Consider the following 16,553-nt stretch of genomic DNA (forward strand, 5'->3'; position numbering starts at 1 on the left):
GGGCCGTGGAGGTGCCCCGGTCACTGCTTGTCAGCGGGGCAATATCCCGGTCGGGTGGGAGGAATGCTTCGGTCGCCGCCTCTCAGCGGGGCGGAACCTAGGGTCAGCCGACAAGTTGCCGTGCTGACAGCTTCTTAGCAGGGCAATATCTCGGTTGGGTGGGAGGAATGCCCCAGTCACCACCTCTCAGCGGGGCAATATCTCGGGTCGGCCGACAAATCGCCCCGCTGGCGACTCCTCAGCGGGGCGGAACCTCGGTTCAACGGAGAAAACGCCCTGCTGACGGCTCCTCAGCGGGGCGGAACCTCGGTTCAGTGGTGAAGTTGCCTCGCTGACGGTCTCTCAGCGGGGCAATATCTCGGTTGGGTGGGAGGAATGCCCCAGTCACCACCTCTCAGCGGGGCAATATCTCGGGTCGGTCGGCAAGTCGCCCCGGTCGTCGCTCTTCAGTGAAGCAGAACATCGGCTACACCGGGGGAATGTCGCGCCTACACCGGCGTAGCGGGGCGGAACCTCGGTTCAACGGAGAAAACGCCGTGCTGACAGCTCCTCAGCGGGGCAGAACCTCGGTTGGGCCGTGGAGGTGCCCCGGTCACTGCTTGTCAGCGGGGCAATATCCCGGTCGGGTGGGAGGAATGCTTCGGTCGCCGCCTCTCAGCGGGGCGGAACCTAGGGTCAACCGACAGGTTGCCCTGCTGACGGCTTCTCAGCGGGGCAATATCTCGGGTCAGTCGGCAAGCCGATCCGATTGCCGCCGTTCAGTGGGGCGGAACCTAGGGTCAACCGACAGGTTGCCCTGCTGACGGCTTGTCAGCGGGGCAATATCTCGGTCGGGTGGGAGGAATGCTTCGGTCATGGCTTTTCAGCGCAGCAAAACCTCGGGTCGGTCGACAAGTCGCCACGGTCGCCGCCTGTCAGTGGCGCAAAGCTTCGGTCTAATGGCGAGGATGCTTCGTTGAGTAGGCTTGTGCAACCTGGCGCACACGACCCGGCGCACACAACTGGGAACCGCCTCAGATTGCGCTTGGAGAATTCTTCTTGTAAAGTATCTTCACGTAATTACAGATGCTTTATTTTTCAATGATGATGGCACCTGTTCCACCTCGATGAAGAGATCAAGGAAAATATAGTTAATGAAAAAGACGATATCAGTGGCGCTGGCGACAGCGCTAGCCCTGACGTGTATGGGCAGTGGAGGGACGGCGTTCGCCTCACCTCTCACTGATGCCGACATACAATCCTTGGCGAGCCAGATCCAGAAGATCAACGACGATGCTTCCACCCAGACTCCCGCAGTCCAGAATGATTCCGCAGCCGATTCCTCGGCCGATGCCGCGACAGATGCCGTGGAAGGCTGGACCATCGACGCCAACATAGCCAAGGGCGGAGAGATCCTGGCGATGGAGGACGGCTGGCTGCACTTCAAGTCCACTGCGGCGCACGGCAATGCGGCGGCGAACCCGAGCGCAGCCAATGACTGGCCTGCCGTGGCCATCTGGGGCACGGACTACGACTTCTCCAAGGCCGGTTCCTTCCACGCCACCATCAAGTCTCCGCAGGAAGGCTCGGCAAATCGATTCGGCTTCTATCTGGGATACAACGATCCCGGCAGCGGTCTGTTCATCGGTTATGACGCCCAAGGTTGGTTCTGGCAGACCTACACCGGCGGCGGCGAAGGCGACTGGTACAGCGGAGGCCGCATCGCCGCGCCCAGTGCCAACGACGAGCACGACGTCGTCGTCTCCTGGACCGACGCCAAAGTAGCCACGCTGACCGTCGACGGCCAGAAGGCATTCGACGTTGACTATTCCAAGATGACGAACCTCTCGAACAAACTCGCCATCAAGGCCGGCTCCTGGAAGTTGTTGAACCAGGTGACCGATGTGTATATCAAGGATTTCCCCGAAGTCACTGAAGCCGCCAAGTATGCGGTCTCCGGCAAGGTCGTCGACGCCGAGGGTGCCGCAATCGCCGGCGCAGCAGTGCGTCTGGGCGACGCCAAGGCGAAGACCGGTGAGGACGGCGGCTTCAGCTTCGCCGACGTCGAAGCCGGCGAATACACGCTGTCCGTCGCCAAAGACGGCTACGAGGACGTCTCACAGCAGGTGACCGTCTCCGACGCCGATCTGGCCATCGATCCGATCGTCCTCACCAAGTCTGCGGCGGTCAAGACCGAAACGCTCAAGACCAAGAAGATGGAAGTCCAGGTCAAGCAGAACTTCCCGGCCGTGCTGCAGTACACCATGGCCGATGGCAAGGTGATGTACGGCCAGACCAAGGATGTGCGCACCGTCCAGATCAACGGCACCAACATCGAACTGGCCGATGATGACGTGACCTTCAAGAAGGTCAGCGCCACCGAAGCCACATACACGCTGAAGGTCAAGGACGAAGCCAAGAAGATCGACGCGGTGATCACCGTCGAGATCAAGGTCGAGAAGAACCAGCTGCATCTCAACGTCACCAAAATCAAGAACAATCTGTCCGACGGCATCCCCGAAGGCAACGGTGTGGAGAAGAACGCCATCGAGACGCTCGCTTTCCCGAACCAGAGCCTGGTCTCCGTGCGCGCCAATCAGGACAGCGCCCAGTTCACCGGTACCACGATGTCGTCCAGCACGACAAAGCCCGGTGATGAGAACTTCGTCATCACCGACGACACCAGCTACACCGACCGCGACTACACGTACGGTTTCGTCTCCGGTGCCGGCCTGAGCGCCGGCCTGTGGTCGAATTCCGAGCATGACGGTCGCGCCGCATACGCCGGCGTCCGTGGCGGCAGCCAGAACACGCGCGTCTACGCCACCACCCAGCAGACGGGTGAGACCACGTCCTTCGGTCTGGCCAGCGCTCCGTGGTACTACCACCGCACGGTCACCGATTCCAAGGGCAAGAAGTATACGGTGGCCGAAACCGCCATGCCGCAGATGTCCGTCGCCATCGCAGGCGATGAGAACGAGGACGGTGTGGTCAACTGGCAGGATGGCGCGATCGCTTATCGCGACATCATGAACAATCCGTACAAGTCCGAGGAAGTGCCTGAGCTGGTGGCATGGCGCATCGCCATGAACTTCGGCTCCCAGGCGCAGAACCCGTTCCTCACCACGCTTGACAACGTCAAGAAGGTGGCGCTCAACACGGACGGCCTCGGCCAATCCGTGCTGCTCAAGGGCTACGGCAACGAAGGCCACGACTCCGGCCATCCGGATTACGGCGACATCGGGCAGCGTATCGGCGGCGCCGAGGACATGAACACGCTGATGACCGAAGGTGCCGAATACGGCGCCCGCTTCGGCATCCATGTCAACGCCTCCGAAATGTATCCGGAAGCCAAGGCCTTCAGCGAGGACATGGTCCGCCGCAACGCGGCAGGCGGTCTGAGCTACGGCTGGAACTGGCTCGATCAGGGCATCGGCATCGACGGCATCTACGATCTGGCCTCCGGCTCCCGCCTCAGCCGTTTCGCGGAGCTGAAGGACGAAGTCGGCGACAACATGGACTTCATCTATCTCGACGTGTGGGGCAACCTGACCTCCTCCAGCTCGGAGGATTCGTGGGAGACCCGCAAGATGAGCAAGATGATCAACGACAACGGCTGGCGCATGACCACCGAATGGGGCTCCGGCAACGAGTACGATTCGACCTTCCAGCACTGGGCGGCCGATCTGACTTACGGCGGCAAGGACCTCAAGGGCGAGAACTCCGAAGTGATGCGCTTCCTGCGCAACCACCAGAAGGACAGCTGGGTCGGCGATTACCCGAGCTACGGAGGCGCGGCCAACGCCCCGCTGCTCGGCGGATACAACATGAAGGACTTCGAGGGCTGGCAGGGCCGCAACGACTATGCCGCCTACATCGAGAACCTGTTCACCCATGACGTGTCCACCAAGTTCATCCAGCACTTCAAGGTGACCCGCTGGGTCAACAACCCGCTGCTCACCTCGGACAACGGCAACGCCAACGCGGTGACCGACCCGAATACGAACAACGGCAACGAGCAGATCACGCTCAAGGACTCCAACGGCAACGTCGTGGTCCTCTCCCGTGGCTCCAACGACGCCTCCAGCGCCGCCTACCGCCAGCGCACCATCACTCTCAACGGCAAGGTCGTGGCCTCCGGCGAAGTCTCTGCCGGCGACGGCTCCGCCACCGGCGACGAGTCGTACCTGCTGCCGTGGGTGTGGGATTCCTCCACCGGCGAGGTCGTCAAGTCCAGCGACGAGAAGCTCTACCACTGGAATACCAAGGGCGGCACCACCACTTGGACGCTGCCCGACAGCTGGAAGAACCTCTCCAGCGTGAAGGTGTACCAGCTCACCGACCAGGGCAAGACCAACGAGCAGACCGTCGCCGTCTCCGGCGGCCAGGTGACGCTCACCGCCGACGCCGAGACCCCGTACGTGGTGTACCAGGGCGAGGCCAAGCAGATCACGGTCAACTGGAGCGAGGGCATGCATGTGGTGGACGCCGGCTTCAACGGCGGCTCCGACACGCTCAAGTCCAACTGGACCGTCACCGGCATCGGAAAGGCCGAAGTCGAGGGCGAGAACAACGCCATGCTGCGCCTGAGCGGCAAGGTCAGCGTCGCCCAGCGTCTGACCGACCTCAAGGCCGGCCAGAAGTACGCCCTGTACGTCGGCGTCGACAACCGCAGTACCGGCGAAGCCTCGGTCACGGTGACCAGCGGCGGCAAGGTGCTCGCCACCAACGCCACCGGCAAGTCCATCGCCAAGAACTACATCAAGGCATACGGACACAACACGAACAGCAACACGGAAGACGGCTCCAGCTACTTCCAGAACATGTACGTGTTCTTCACCGCGCCTGAGAACGGCGACGCCACAGTAACCCTCTCCCGCAACAGCACCGACGAGGCGCACACGTACTTCGATGATGTGCGTATCGTGGAGAACGACTACTCCGGCATCACCTATGACGAGGACGGTGGCCTCAAGTCCCTCACCAACGGTTTCGAGAAGAACGCCCAGGGCATCTGGCCGTTCGTGGTCTCCGGATCCGAAGGCGTGGAAGACAACCGCGTCCACCTCTCCGAGCTGCATGCCCCGTACACGCAGGCCGGATGGGACGTCAAGAAGATGGACGACGTGCTCGACGGCACGTGGTCGGTGAAGATCAATGGTCTGTCCCAAAAGGGCACCCTCGTCTACCAGACGATCCCGCAGAACGTGCAGTTCGAGCCGGGTGCGAAGTACAAGGTGTCGTTCGACTACCAGTCCGGTTCCGATGACATCTACGCCATCGCGGTCGGCCAGGGTGAGTATTCGGCGAGTAACGTCAAGCTGACCAACCTGAAGAAGGCGCTCGGCGAGACCGGCAAGGCCGAATTCGAGCTGACCGGAGGCGTCAACGGCGACTCCTGGTTCGGCATCTACTCCACCTCCACCGCTCCGGACACCCAGAGCACCACCGGCAACGCCGCGAACTTCGGCGGATACAAGGACTTCGTGCTCGACAACCTCAAGATCGAGCGCGTGGCATCCGAAACCCGCACCAAGGCCGAAGCCAGCGACAAGCTCAAGGAAATCCAAGGCAAGTTCGACGGCAAGCAGTCCGAGGTCAGCGAAGCCGCATGGCAGACCTACCAGAACGCGCTGGTCAAGGCCCGCGTGCTCATCAACAAGGACGGCGCCACCGCCGACGACTTCACCAAGGCCTATGACCTGCTGGTCGCGCTCGCCGAATACATGGAAACCGCTCCCGGCAACGAGAGCAGCGACAAGTATGACGTGGCGATGGACGGTTCAGACCAGCTCGGCGGCTATGACGTGGAAGTCGGCAGCGCGCAGAGCAACTACGGCGACTACGAAGGCCCGAAGGAGTTCGCCCAGGACGGTTCCGCCAGCACCTACTGGCATACCAACTGGAGCGAGAACGCCGTCGGAAACGGCACGGCCTGGTACCAGTTCAACCTCAACGAGCCGACCACCATCAACGGTCTGCGGTACCTTCCGCGACCGGGTGGGGCGACTGTCAACGGCAAGATTTTGGGATACAGGATCCTGCTGACGCTGGCCGATGGCTCCACCAAGGAGGTCACCGGTGAGTTCACCTATGACACCGCTTGGCAGAAGGCCAGCTTCGACGCTGTGGACGACGTGGTCAGCGTACGCCTGATTGCACTCAGCTCCACAGGTTCCGGCGCCAATCAGGTCAACACATTCGCGTCCGCTTCCGAGCTGCGCCTCACCACCAACCGAGAGGTGGCGCCGGAGGAGACCGTGGTGGACAAGTCCGACCTCAAGGATGCGCTGGCTCAGGCCAATGCACTCAAGGAGTCCGACTACACGGCCGTAACATGGTCCGCCCTGATCAAGGCTCGCGACGCCGCCCAGACCGTGGCGGATGACGACAAGGCCTCCGCCTATGACGTGGCCCTCGCCACCGCGAACCTTGGAACCGCGATTGCTGGTCTCGAGCAGAAGGGCGAGGAACCTGGCCCCGGCCCGGTCGTGGTGGACAAGACGGACCTGCAGAACACCGTGAACAAGGCGGAATCCTTGAAGGAGTCCGACTACACGGCCGAAAGCTGGAAGGTCTTCGCGGCGGCGATGGGTTCAGCCAAGCAGGTGCTTGCCAATGAGCAGGCCACGCAGGGCGAGGTCAACACCGCGCTGGCTGATCTGCAGGATGCCATCGCCGGCCTCAAGGGCTCCATGCCTGACCCGGGCCCCGAGCCCGAGCCCGAGCCTGGCGCGGTGGACAAGACCACGTTGAACGCGACCATCAACAAGGCCGCCGCCATCAATCTGGCCCTGTACACCGATGACTCCGCGAACGCGGTGCGCGCGGCCCTGAAGAAGGCCCGTGCTGTCGCCGACGACGCGGACGCCACCCAGAAGCAGGTCGATGAGGCTCGCACGGCGCTGGAGAAGGCAATCGCCGCTCTGGTCAAGCGCGGCAATGCCTCCGACAAGGGTGATGGCAACATCTCCGATACCGGTGCCAACGTGGCGATGGTCGCCCTGGCCGGACTGCTGTTGGCCGGTGCCGGTGCGACCCTGGCCTACTGCCGCAGGCGCGGCCGGATCTGAGGCTGAAGCGCTGAACGTACGTCAGCGTACGTTCAGCGCGGCTTTACCCCACTTCTTCTCACCAAACGTACACTGACGGACGCTCAGCGTACGTTTGGTGAGAAAAGTACCGGTAGAACCTCATCAAACGTACACTGACCGCAACTCAGCGTACGTTTGGTGAGATATGGGTGGGCGAAGCCGCACCAAACGTACGCTGGGCAATAACGCTGGCCAATGTAGGTGTGCGCCCGCATTCACTATGTGACACGTTTTTCATCATCATCGCTGGCTCTGGTTTCCCCGGTCTTCCGGCATCCACTATCCTTGATGCCCGTTGTGCGTTGCGGCCCTAACTGGGCTGATGTGCCTGGCTGATGCGATATCGAACGCAACGATCACGCGAAGCAATCGACGAAGAGAGAAGGAAGGGGACACCATGTCCAACGACACTGAAGCGAAGGTTACCGAAACCAAGGTCGCCGAAGCTGAGGTATCCACAGAGCAGTCCGCCGAAGCCAAGCAGCCGGAAGCCAAGCAGGGCCTGTCGAAAGGTGCTATTGTCATCGCCATTATCGTCGCGGTGGCGCTGATCGCGGCCGCCGGCGTGTTCGGATACCGCGCATACGCGGACGCGCAGCTCAACAACGCGATGGCCGCATGCGCCACAGCGTCCGAGGACGTGCGCAACGCCACCAACGACTACAACAACCTCCTCAATGGCGACGCTTCCGATGCCGCCGCACTCACCAAGGATGACGTCAAAGACGCCTCCACGCTCGACGCGCTGAACAAGGCGATGGGTGCCGAAGTGCCGGTGTACGAAGCTGCATCGCCGAGGATACCAATGGTTATCAGGCTGCCACCGACAAGCTCACCGAGCAGGCCGACTGGTACAAGACCCACACCGCATCCCTGCAGAAGGCCGTTGACGCCGTCAACGCCTCCAAGAAGTGACGCTTTCCACCGTCCGTTGCCCTCTCTGATAAGCCCCCTCTGATGAGGGAGGAGCTGCCGCGAAGCGGTGACGGAGGGCGGCAATGGAGATGGGCTGTTCCGTTTTCGCCTCCCTCTGATGAGGGAGGTGGCGCCGCGTAGCGGTGACGGAGAGAGAAGCCCAAGCAAGCGATGCAGTAGCTGCGGAAATGCATCACATCCAGAAAAGCGGCGTTGTCCTCGTCAATATCAAACAACAAACCGCAGATAGGTGCAATCATCGAACGAATCGTATCCCGGCGTGAATCCTTTGGTGGACCGGTACTCGCTGATGAGTGCCGGATCCTCGACCTTAAGCCGTTGCAGTGCCGCTTCGGAGTCGGCCAGCGTGGGCTTCAGTAGCGGGAAGCCATCGGAGGCGAGCACCACCTCGTCGCCGGGGCGGACGGTCACCGTGCGAATCGGATACGCGGAATCGGTAAATCCGTCGAATACAGAGTATCCGTAGGGGCCGCGCACGTTGGCGAACTGCGATTGCAGGCGCAGGAACGGCATGATCATCGCGCGCGCCGGGTCGGCGGCGTTTGCGGGAGCGGCTGAGTCGGCGGAGTCAGTGGAAGCGACTGTGTCTGCGGAGTCGGCGGCAACGGCTGCATCTGCGAAAACAGAGGGATCTCCGTTGCTGCCGCTGTCGTCACAAGATATAGATGTATTCCGAACAGTTGCGCCGGCGCCGAAAACCGGCTGATGCCGGGTCTGTCCGGAATCCCGATGCCGCAAGGCGAGCGTGGTGAAGGCGCGGAGCTCGCCGAGCAGCACATCGACCTGTTTCATCGTGGGTATCTGCTCGCCGTTGACCATGGCCTGACAGTCGCCGAACAGCCAGATTTCGCGTCGCGCAGCGCTGTAGACCACGGCGTTCGCTTGCAGTCGTTCGATGGGCTCGTGCTCGAAGATGGTGTACGGGTCGTCCGCACGGCCTCGGCTATCCCCGTCGGTGCGGTTGCCAGTATGGTCGCCGTTACCAGTGCGGTTGCCGGTGTAGACGTTGCCGCGATTGTGATTGTGATTGCTATTGCTGTCGACGGCGAAGCGCTCTTCTGCGGTGCTGCAAGATTCGCGATATTCGCGATAGGCACGCTGGAATCGCGTATCGATGGCGAGCTGCGTTTGTCGCATCGTGGCGGAATCAGGCAAGGCCGCTATGGTCTCGAGCACAAGATCCTTGGCAACTGCGCCGCCGCACGGCCGCCATAGGTGACGGATGCTTTTGCTGGTCACCCCGTCCACCACGGCCGCGAATCCGTCCGTGATGGCGAGCCCGTCCTCGTTGAGCGACTGGTCGGGTCGCTTGCCGCGGCAATACTGTTCGATAACGCGCATCTCCGGCCTCCTTGTGGCGTGGGCTCCATCATATGATGAATGGTTGAACGTCTGTGCGTGATGCCGGATGTCCTGAATTGTTCTGAACGGAGAGGAACACTGTCATGCAGCGCCCGATTATGACCTCGCGCTCGTTTCTGCGCACACCGTCCGAGCCGGCCGGCCCCGGTGACGAATCGACCATCCAGGATTTGGTGGACACGCTGGAAGCCAACCGTTCGCGCTGCGTCGGTATGGCGGCGAACATGATCGGCGTGGGCAAGCGCATCATCGCGTTCGTGGATGAGGATTTTGGCGGGCGTATCAACGTCATGCTCAATCCTGTGATCACCGCCACGGACGGTGCATATGAGACCGAAGAGGGATGTCTCTCGCTGACTGGCGAGCGGCGCACGATCCGTTATCGTCGCATCGAAGTCGATTTCCGGGATCGACGCTTCCGGGAGCGCCATGCCACGTTCACTGGTTTCACCGCTGAAATCATCCAGCACGAAGTCGACCACTGCAATGGCATCGTCATCTGATTGGGGCTGATTGGGGTCGATTGGGGTCGATTGGGATGACGCGCGGTGCTGCGGGGTGCCGAGTGCAATGATTCTCGGGCTGAAGCCGTCGATTTCGGGAATTTGTTGCACTGAGAGTCGCTCAGTGCAAGGATTTCGGGCTGAAGCCAACAATTTCGGGAATTACTTGCGCTGAGCTTGGCGAATGGTTCTTGGTCGATAGTTCCTATGGTCTGTTCTGATGACTGTGGTCGATGAGTGTCATCGCCACGTTGCATAGTGTGAGATATATCATGCTGTAGTTTCATATAATTCGGGCCGGGGTGTCGAAAAGGGTGCTATAGTGCTGTTTGTCGGTGTTGACAGGGGAGAGCGATGCCGGCGAATAGCACATTGTGGATGTTTGATACTGTGCCCGTGAGGGGCGGCTCCTGTTCTTCTCTGTAGCCCGGCGAATATCGTATTTGTGTCACATACGAAGGGGTTCGCCTGCATGACAAAGGGAAATCGTTGGACAAGTGCGATCATTCCTGCACTGCTGATTCATATTCCGATCGGTACGGTCTACTGTTGGAGCGTGTTCAAGCAGCTCATAGCCGACCGCCTCCACGCCAGCCCGGCCTCGGTGGAATGGGGCTTCTCGCTTGCCATCTTCTTCCTTGGCATGTCCGCCGCATTCGCCGGCCCGATGGTGGAGAAGAACATCCGGAAATCTGCGCTGGTGTCGATGATTTGCTTCGTGGTCGGCTTCGCAGGCACGGGCGTGAGCATCGCCCTGAACTTCCTGCCGGGCGTATTCATCTGCTACGGCGTGATCATGGGCGTCGGCCTGGGTGTTGGCTACCTGACGCCGGTCAAGAACCTGATGCTGTGGTTCGCCGATAACAAGGGCCTCGCCACCGGCATCGCTGTCGCCGGATTTGGGTTAGCCAAGGCCATCGCCAGCCCGGTCATGGAATTTCTGATCGGCGCCGTGGGTCTGGTCGCCATGTTCTATATCCTGGCCGCGGTCTATGCGGTGATGATGCTGATCGGCTTCCTGCTCATCAAGCGTCCCGCCGGCTGGGTCTACGATCCCGCCACCTCACACGTGAGCCGTCGGTCGATTCTCAGGAAGCCTGTGTTCTGGGGCATCTGGATCGCGTTCTACATCAACATCACCTGTGGCCTCGCGCTGATCAGCCAGGAGAAGGACATCCTGCACGACGTGCTCAAGGCATTCCCGCAGTACGCCGGGCTGAGTCCGACTGAATTCGCCGCGGCGATTGCCGGCGTGATCGGACTGGTGCTCGCCGTGGACTCCGTGTTCAATACGGCCGGCCGCGTGGGCTTCTCCACGCTGTCCGACCATCTCAAGCGCCGCGAGACCGTGTATCAGGTGATTTTCATCATGTCGATTGCCGTGTGCGTATTGCAGATGGCCGTCAACAGCATAGACAATGCCCTGCTATGGGCGGTGCTGGCCATGCTGTTCCTTGTCAACGCCGGCTATGGTGGTGGCTTTTCCACGTTGCCGGTGCTGCTCGACCAGCATTTCGGCACCAAGACCGTCTCCACCACACACGGCCTGACGTTGAGCGCCTGGGCGTTCGCCGGATTGTCCGGCAACCAGCTGGCGGCGTTCGTGGTTGCGCATGCACCTGATCAGGTGCATCGGTATGCGGCGCTCATTCCTGTGCTCGCCGGTTTGTTCACAGTGGGATTGATCAGTATCAGTTTGGTCACCTACTTCGGCGGACGCCGTGAGGTTCGCGAGGCGTAGTGCCTCGATTGAGGTTTCGATGTGAGGCCGTTTGGCTCAGGAAATCCTCGGTTTGGTGGTACTCAGTGCAAAGATTTCGGGCTGAAGCCAACAATCTCGGGAATTACTTGCGCTGAGTCGGTGTCAGTGCAAGGATTTCGGGCTGAAGCCGCCAGTTTCGGGAATTTGTTGCGCTGAGCCGTTTGGGCACTTGTGGTTGCTTCGATTTGGTTCGCGATATAGTTGTCACTGGAGATAGTTACATAGGTTTCCGGTGTTCCTCAACCATTAAACAAAGGTGTGTCTGTCATGTTTGGGCTTTTCAAGAAAAAGACGACAAACGATAATAATGATGCTGCCAATACAGCCAATTCCAGTAATGTCGATACTGGATTGAAGTCTTGGCATTATTCGCCCGATGAGAACAAGATGGTTCCCTGTGCGACCACTCCATGCAGTCAGCACGGAGATACAGATGTTATAGCTGCCAACGAGTATTTCGCAACTATGGAAATCAATCAAAGAATCAGTGCGCGTTATGGAATCAGAGCGCGTTATACTGGCGATTTGAATCCTAATACAGTTTTTCCTGATGATTATGAACAGTTTGCTCTATTCAGAGATAATAAATACGCTGAGTTAGTTAGTTTTAATACGATTTATGTTGGTAATCTAAGATATGCTCCGGCTGTTAAAAAATGGTATTGGCGGAATGATGCATATTCTGACTATACCATTAATTTTGCTAAACGATGTGAGTATTGCCATGGCACTGGATTGGTTAATGAGAAAATGTGCTCAAATTGCGGTGGAAAAAAATACAGCGCGAAGTGCAGTGCTTCTCCATCTGATATGGTTCTCATTCAAGATGTCAAAGATGAGGATGATAAGAGTTTTCATGATTTTGTTAAACAATACCCGGATGATTTTAATGAGTATATGAGACATGTAATCATTTCCAATACTTATCTTGCCAATGATGGCGAGAAAGCATTGTATTCTCAGGAATTGAAGAAGAATTTCAAGAGCGAGGTTGTGAATGACTGTATGGCATTTCTTCGTAGAATGAGGAGTCTGAAATACAATTATAGAGAAATGATGAAAGGAAAGAATATTGATAGTATTAACGGTTCTACGGTTATGATTCCTTATTCTCATCTTTGGGTTAACGAAAAAATTACCAATCATAGAATGGCAATATTATCAACTCATGCTTATAATGACAGGAAAACCGGTGAGAAAAAAGTTATTTTATATTGCAGAGATAACCAAGGTAAAGTATATAAATTATTTACATCATATAATATAAAATGTACACCAGGTAATTGTATGCCGGGTAATATAGTGCATGTAAAATCAGCATATATATCTGCGTATGACCCAGATGATGCTGGTCGTCCATATTTGAAGCTTAGAAATGCAGAGATTGCAATAATTGATCCAGAAATACCGGGGTTATATGAATAAGATATCTTATTCATTACCGCATAATAATATTTGCAAGATTATTTGTTTCATAGTTTAACCAGTAATCAATGCTTGCTTGGTTATCGGCCCCTTCTGATGGACGTTGCCGTGAGGCAAACAGCGGAGCTGTTTGTAGGCAACGTGCGAGCCGGCAGGCGAGCCAGCAAACTGCGCGCGCAGCGCGTCCGTGATTGCGGGACCGTTGCCGTGAGGCAGACGGCGGAGCTGTTTGCCTCACGGTGCTGTCCTGACAAGGGGAGCCAACCAGTCATTGGCCCCCTCTGATGAGGGGGCTATCAGCGTAGCTGACTGGGGGAGAGACCTGAAGCGTACCGCCACATTGGATAGTGACGAGGCGGCGAGGCGTCAGATGTCGTTACCGTCTTGCAAGTCCCGCAGATGATGCATCAGGTACAGAATCGAGCCGTCATCCAGATAATCGCAGAGCGCGCCGTCGCAGAACCGCTCCTCGCGGGTGGGGAATAGCAGCAGGGTTAGTGTGCTGTCCAGATCGAGATTGTCGAAGTCCCCATCCCGGTAGAAATCGGCCAGATCGCGCGGATTGTCCAAGTTAAGATTTTCGAGGTACTCGTGGTAATCGCCGCGGTCGCCCCACGCCTTGTACACCGCTTTCCACCATTCATCAATGAGCGGGTCGTAAGAGACGCCGTGGAAGACGGTCTTGCCGTCGACCTCCTCCGACAGGTGGGAATTGTCATACAGACGGCGCCCTGTCTTTTGAGCATCCTCAAAGCGCGGAATGAGCGCGATGAGCTGACGCAGCCCCTCCTCCTCGTCGCGGGCCGTCTTCTCGGCCTTCTGGAATGCGGCGACCTCCCACGAGCGCGGGTGCAGCCCTGGCAGATTGAGCGCCGCCTTCGCGATCAGCGTCTCCAGCAGCTCGGTGCCACGCATCTCCTCCTCCCACGGATTGCCTTCATCGCCGTACAGCAGACCGGCCAACCCGCCTGCGACCGCGGCGGTCGTGTCGGTGTCGCCGCCGAGATTCACCGCAGCGAGTACGCAATCCCGGTAATTGTCCGTGTTGACCAAGCACCACACTGCAGACAGCATCGTGTCCAACACGAATGTGCCTGACTTGATCCGGCGGCGTTCGCAGAACCGCAGGTCCTCGGGTATGTTGGCGATCTTGCACACCTCCGTACGCGAGTAGGCGGTGCCTTCGGCCAGCAGAAGGCGAGCGATGCGGATGAAGCGCACGCATATATCAGTGCTGATCCGGTGGGCATGGGTGATGGCGCTCACGCGGCGGATGTCGTCGTCGGAGCAATCGGTGAAAGCCAAAGGAAGGATGCGCATCAGCGAGCCGTTGCCGTTGTCGTACTCGTCGGTGCCACCGTGGCCCGAGGCGAGCGCATGGCTCGTGGTGGTGCCGATGTCGAATACGGCGCCGTCCGGCGTGTATTCGCCGGACTTGGCCCATGCGCGATATTTGGCGAGCATGTCGTCGGTGTCCACGCGCCCGCCGTGTTCGGCGAGGGAATCCAGCGTGGCGAGCATCATCGCGGTGTCATCCGACCATGTGCCGGCCGGCTGGTTGTGCGTGCCGTGGCCGATCATGCCAGTGCATTCGAAGGTGTCGCGACGCTGGAATTCGTAGGGTACGCCGAGGGCGTCGCCGACCGCTTGACCGTAGACGGCGGCATGCAGACGTGCGAAGTCGGCGATGGAGAAGTGGCCGGCCTCGCGGATCCGCTTCCAGGGGAATTGCGCGACCGCCGCATGCTTCGGGCAGAAGAAGGCCGCGCGTCCTTCGATGTCGACCCAGCCAGCGTCGAGGACTATATCCTGTGCTGCGCTCGGGTCGTTGTCATATTCGCTGGTGTCCACCGTCATGTCACAATTCGCGTAAGCACAGTGGACGATGAACGGGTTGAGTCCTTGTTCGTAATCGTCGAACAGCAATGTCATGTGTCCTCCTTCGCTCCGGCGCGGTCTTCCCACGCGGATTCGTTGTTTTCAGCGCGGGTGTCTGGCGGCTTCGCCGATCATGACCATTCCACGCTGCTATTGTGCATTAACCGGACAACACAAACGAAAGGTTGCGTCGGCGTGTCGGCCGCCAATCGGAGGCTAATCGGAGGCGGGCTGTTTGTCGACAAACCCAGCGAATGCCGTTGGGGAGCGAAGCCGTTCTGCCTGCACGCGGCGATGCTGAAACTGTTCTGCAATATTTGCCGGGAAGGCATGCTCGATGCCGTCACCGAGTTCGCGCCGAGCGCCCTACGCGGCGATCTGCGCCTTGTAATGCTCGCCCCAGTCGCGCAGGGCGTCGATGACGGCGCTCAGGCTGCGCCCGGTGCTTGGTCAGCGAGTATTCGACGCGCGGCGGCACTTCGGCGTACACTTCGCGATGCACGAGCCCGTCAGCCTCCATCTGACGCAGGTTCGAAGTAAGTACTTTTTGCGAGATATTACCGATTGACCGGCGCAGTTCGCTGAAGCGTTTGGTGCCGTCCAGCAGATCACGCACATCGGCGAACGCATTTCCGTGCGCTGGTAACACCTTGGCTGCCCTGCGCGCGTTTTTTCGTGCGCGTTACCGGGACGCGCGCGCATTTCGGCTGGTTATGCACTTGCGTCCCGTACTATTTTCGACAGCTGCATTGTTTATCGACAGTTGTCGAATAGTGTCTGCTATGATGTCGCCGAGACAACGGACCACGCGCAACAACGAAGATCCCAGCATTTTCGGCCGGCGTGGCGTAGAAAATCGAGGCATTGGAGGCGCGTAATGGCAGAAGCGGGCACTCGTACGGGCGCCGGAGAACCTGACGAAGGGCGGTCCGACAAGCCCATGGACAGGCGGTCACGCCGCACTCGGGCGATGCTGCAGAATGCATTGGTCAAACTGCTGGAGACCAAGCCGCTCAACAAGATTTCGGTGATGGAGCTCACCCGTCTCGCGGACGTCAACCGGGCGACGTTCTATGTGCATTACACGGACATCTACGCCCTGTTCGATCAGCTCAAACGCGAGCTCATCGACTCGTATAAGGACATCATCACTCGTCATCGCGGGGAAATTCTCCAGGACGACTACGAACCTCTTATCCATGAGATTTTCGAGTTCACCACGGCCAACGAATCCATGTCCCTGTTGGTGACCGGCAAGTCCGGAGATACGTTCTCAGGTGATCTCATCGCCGCGATGGGTGCGTACTGCAACGAGCTCATCGATCCGATTTCCGCATCTCACGCGAGCCTGGTGCCCGACGACGGCCGAACCCAGGCCGCCGAAACCGTGAGGGACTACCACTTCGTGTATCTGGCGGCCGGAATTGTCGGCGCACTCAAGGAATGGTATCGGCGTGGGCGTAAGGACCCCATTGATCTTGTGGTCAGGATCGCAGCCAGGAACACGCATGCAGTCGGACTGGCCATGCTCGCCAGGAATATTGGCGTGTCGGTCTCCGAATCGTCAGCGGCCCACGCATCCGGCGCAGTGGTGACAGTCGGCAGGTGAATTCA

At 59.0% G+C, this 16,553-nt stretch carries 8 protein-coding genes and 1 pseudogene; 6 read left to right on the forward strand and 3 right to left on the reverse strand.

Translation table 11 applies throughout. From position 1 onward, the window contains the following. Positions 1-1,133 precede the first annotated feature (1,133 nt). On the forward strand, positions 1,134-7,052 hold the full coding sequence (locus BREU_RS00235) for an endo-alpha-N-acetylgalactosaminidase family protein (protein ID WP_044089801.1): 5,919 nt from the start codon (positions 1,134-1,136) through the stop codon (positions 7,050-7,052). Positions 7,053-7,470: 418 nt separating this feature from the next. Beyond that, the gene (locus BREU_RS00240; protein WP_238566962.1) at positions 7,471-8,031 is read left to right on the forward strand and encodes a hypothetical protein; all 561 of its coding nucleotides are present in this window, start codon (positions 7,471-7,473) and stop codon (positions 8,029-8,031) included. A gap of 185 nt (positions 8,032-8,216) precedes the next feature. On the opposite strand, the gene BREU_RS12250 is transcribed toward BREU_RS00240, so the two are convergent. After that, positions 8,217-9,350 carry a hypothetical protein gene (locus BREU_RS12250; RefSeq protein ID WP_044089804.1) on the reverse strand — a complete coding sequence of 378 codons (1,134 nt, stop codon included), beginning with the start codon at positions 9,348-9,350 and terminating at the stop codon, positions 8,217-8,219. Positions 9,351-9,454: 104 nt separating this feature from the next. On the opposite strand from BREU_RS12250, the gene BREU_RS00250 reads away from it, so the two are divergent. From BREU_RS00250 to BREU_RS11805, 3 genes are all read left to right on the forward strand, one after another. Next, positions 9,455-9,874 (forward strand): peptide deformylase, encoded by a 420-nt coding sequence (locus BREU_RS00250; protein WP_044089805.1) that lies wholly within the window; start codon positions 9,455-9,457, stop codon positions 9,872-9,874. Between the two features lie 472 nt (positions 9,875-10,346). Beyond that, the gene (locus BREU_RS00255) at positions 10,347-11,615 is read left to right on the forward strand and encodes an OFA family MFS transporter (protein WP_044089806.1); all 1,269 of its coding nucleotides are present in this window, start codon (positions 10,347-10,349) and stop codon (positions 11,613-11,615) included. A 288-nt stretch (positions 11,616-11,903) separates the two neighbouring features. After that, positions 11,904-13,061 carry a hypothetical protein gene (locus tag BREU_RS11805; RefSeq protein WP_140464017.1) on the forward strand — a complete coding sequence of 386 codons (1,158 nt, stop codon included), beginning with the start codon at positions 11,904-11,906 and terminating at the stop codon, positions 13,059-13,061. 366 nt (positions 13,062-13,427) lie between these two features. On the opposite strand, the gene BREU_RS11395 is transcribed toward BREU_RS11805, so the two are convergent. Further along, on the reverse strand, positions 13,428-14,993 hold the full coding sequence (locus tag BREU_RS11395) for an ADP-ribosylglycohydrolase family protein (RefSeq protein ID WP_238566963.1): 1,566 nt from the start codon (positions 14,991-14,993) through the stop codon (positions 13,428-13,430). Positions 14,994-15,305: 312 nt separating this feature from the next. After that, positions 15,306-15,555: pseudogene (locus tag BREU_RS11400) on the reverse strand (winged helix-turn-helix transcriptional regulator); the annotation flags it as partial. Positions 15,556-15,816: 261 nt separating this feature from the next. Between BREU_RS11400 and BREU_RS00270 the strand changes: the two are divergent. Further along, a complete protein-coding gene (locus BREU_RS00270; RefSeq protein WP_152598613.1) occupies positions 15,817-16,548 on the forward strand; it encodes a TetR/AcrR family transcriptional regulator in 732 nt (243 codons plus the stop codon). Positions 16,549-16,553 lie beyond the last annotated feature (5 nt).

It is taken from the genome of Bifidobacterium reuteri DSM 23975, assembly GCF_000741695.1.
GTDB lineage: Bacteria > Actinomycetota > Actinomycetes > Actinomycetales > Bifidobacteriaceae > Bifidobacterium > Bifidobacterium reuteri.

What these genes read in the sequence shown, in the direction of transcription:
- BREU_RS00235 (WP_044089801.1), top strand. Translation starts at nt 1,134, where the DNA reads ATGAAAAAGACGATATCAGTGGCGCTGGCGACAGCGCTAGCCCTGACG.
- BREU_RS00240 (WP_238566962.1), top strand. Translation starts at nt 7,471, where the DNA reads ATGTCCAACGACACTGAAGCGAAGGTTACCGAAACCAAGGTCGCCGAA.
- BREU_RS12250 (WP_044089804.1), bottom strand. Translation starts at nt 9,350, where the DNA reads ATGCGCGTTATCGAACAGTATTGCCGCGGCAAGCGACCCGACCAGTCG.
- BREU_RS00250 (WP_044089805.1), top strand. Translation starts at nt 9,455, where the DNA reads ATGCAGCGCCCGATTATGACCTCGCGCTCGTTTCTGCGCACACCGTCC.
- BREU_RS00255 (WP_044089806.1), top strand. Translation starts at nt 10,347, where the DNA reads ATGACAAAGGGAAATCGTTGGACAAGTGCGATCATTCCTGCACTGCTG.
- BREU_RS11805 (WP_140464017.1), top strand. Translation starts at nt 11,904, where the DNA reads ATGTTTGGGCTTTTCAAGAAAAAGACGACAAACGATAATAATGATGCT.
- BREU_RS11395 (WP_238566963.1), bottom strand. Translation starts at nt 14,993, where the DNA reads ATGACATTGCTGTTCGACGATTACGAACAAGGACTCAACCCGTTCATC.
- BREU_RS00270 (WP_152598613.1), top strand. Translation starts at nt 15,817, where the DNA reads ATGGCAGAAGCGGGCACTCGTACGGGCGCCGGAGAACCTGACGAAGGG.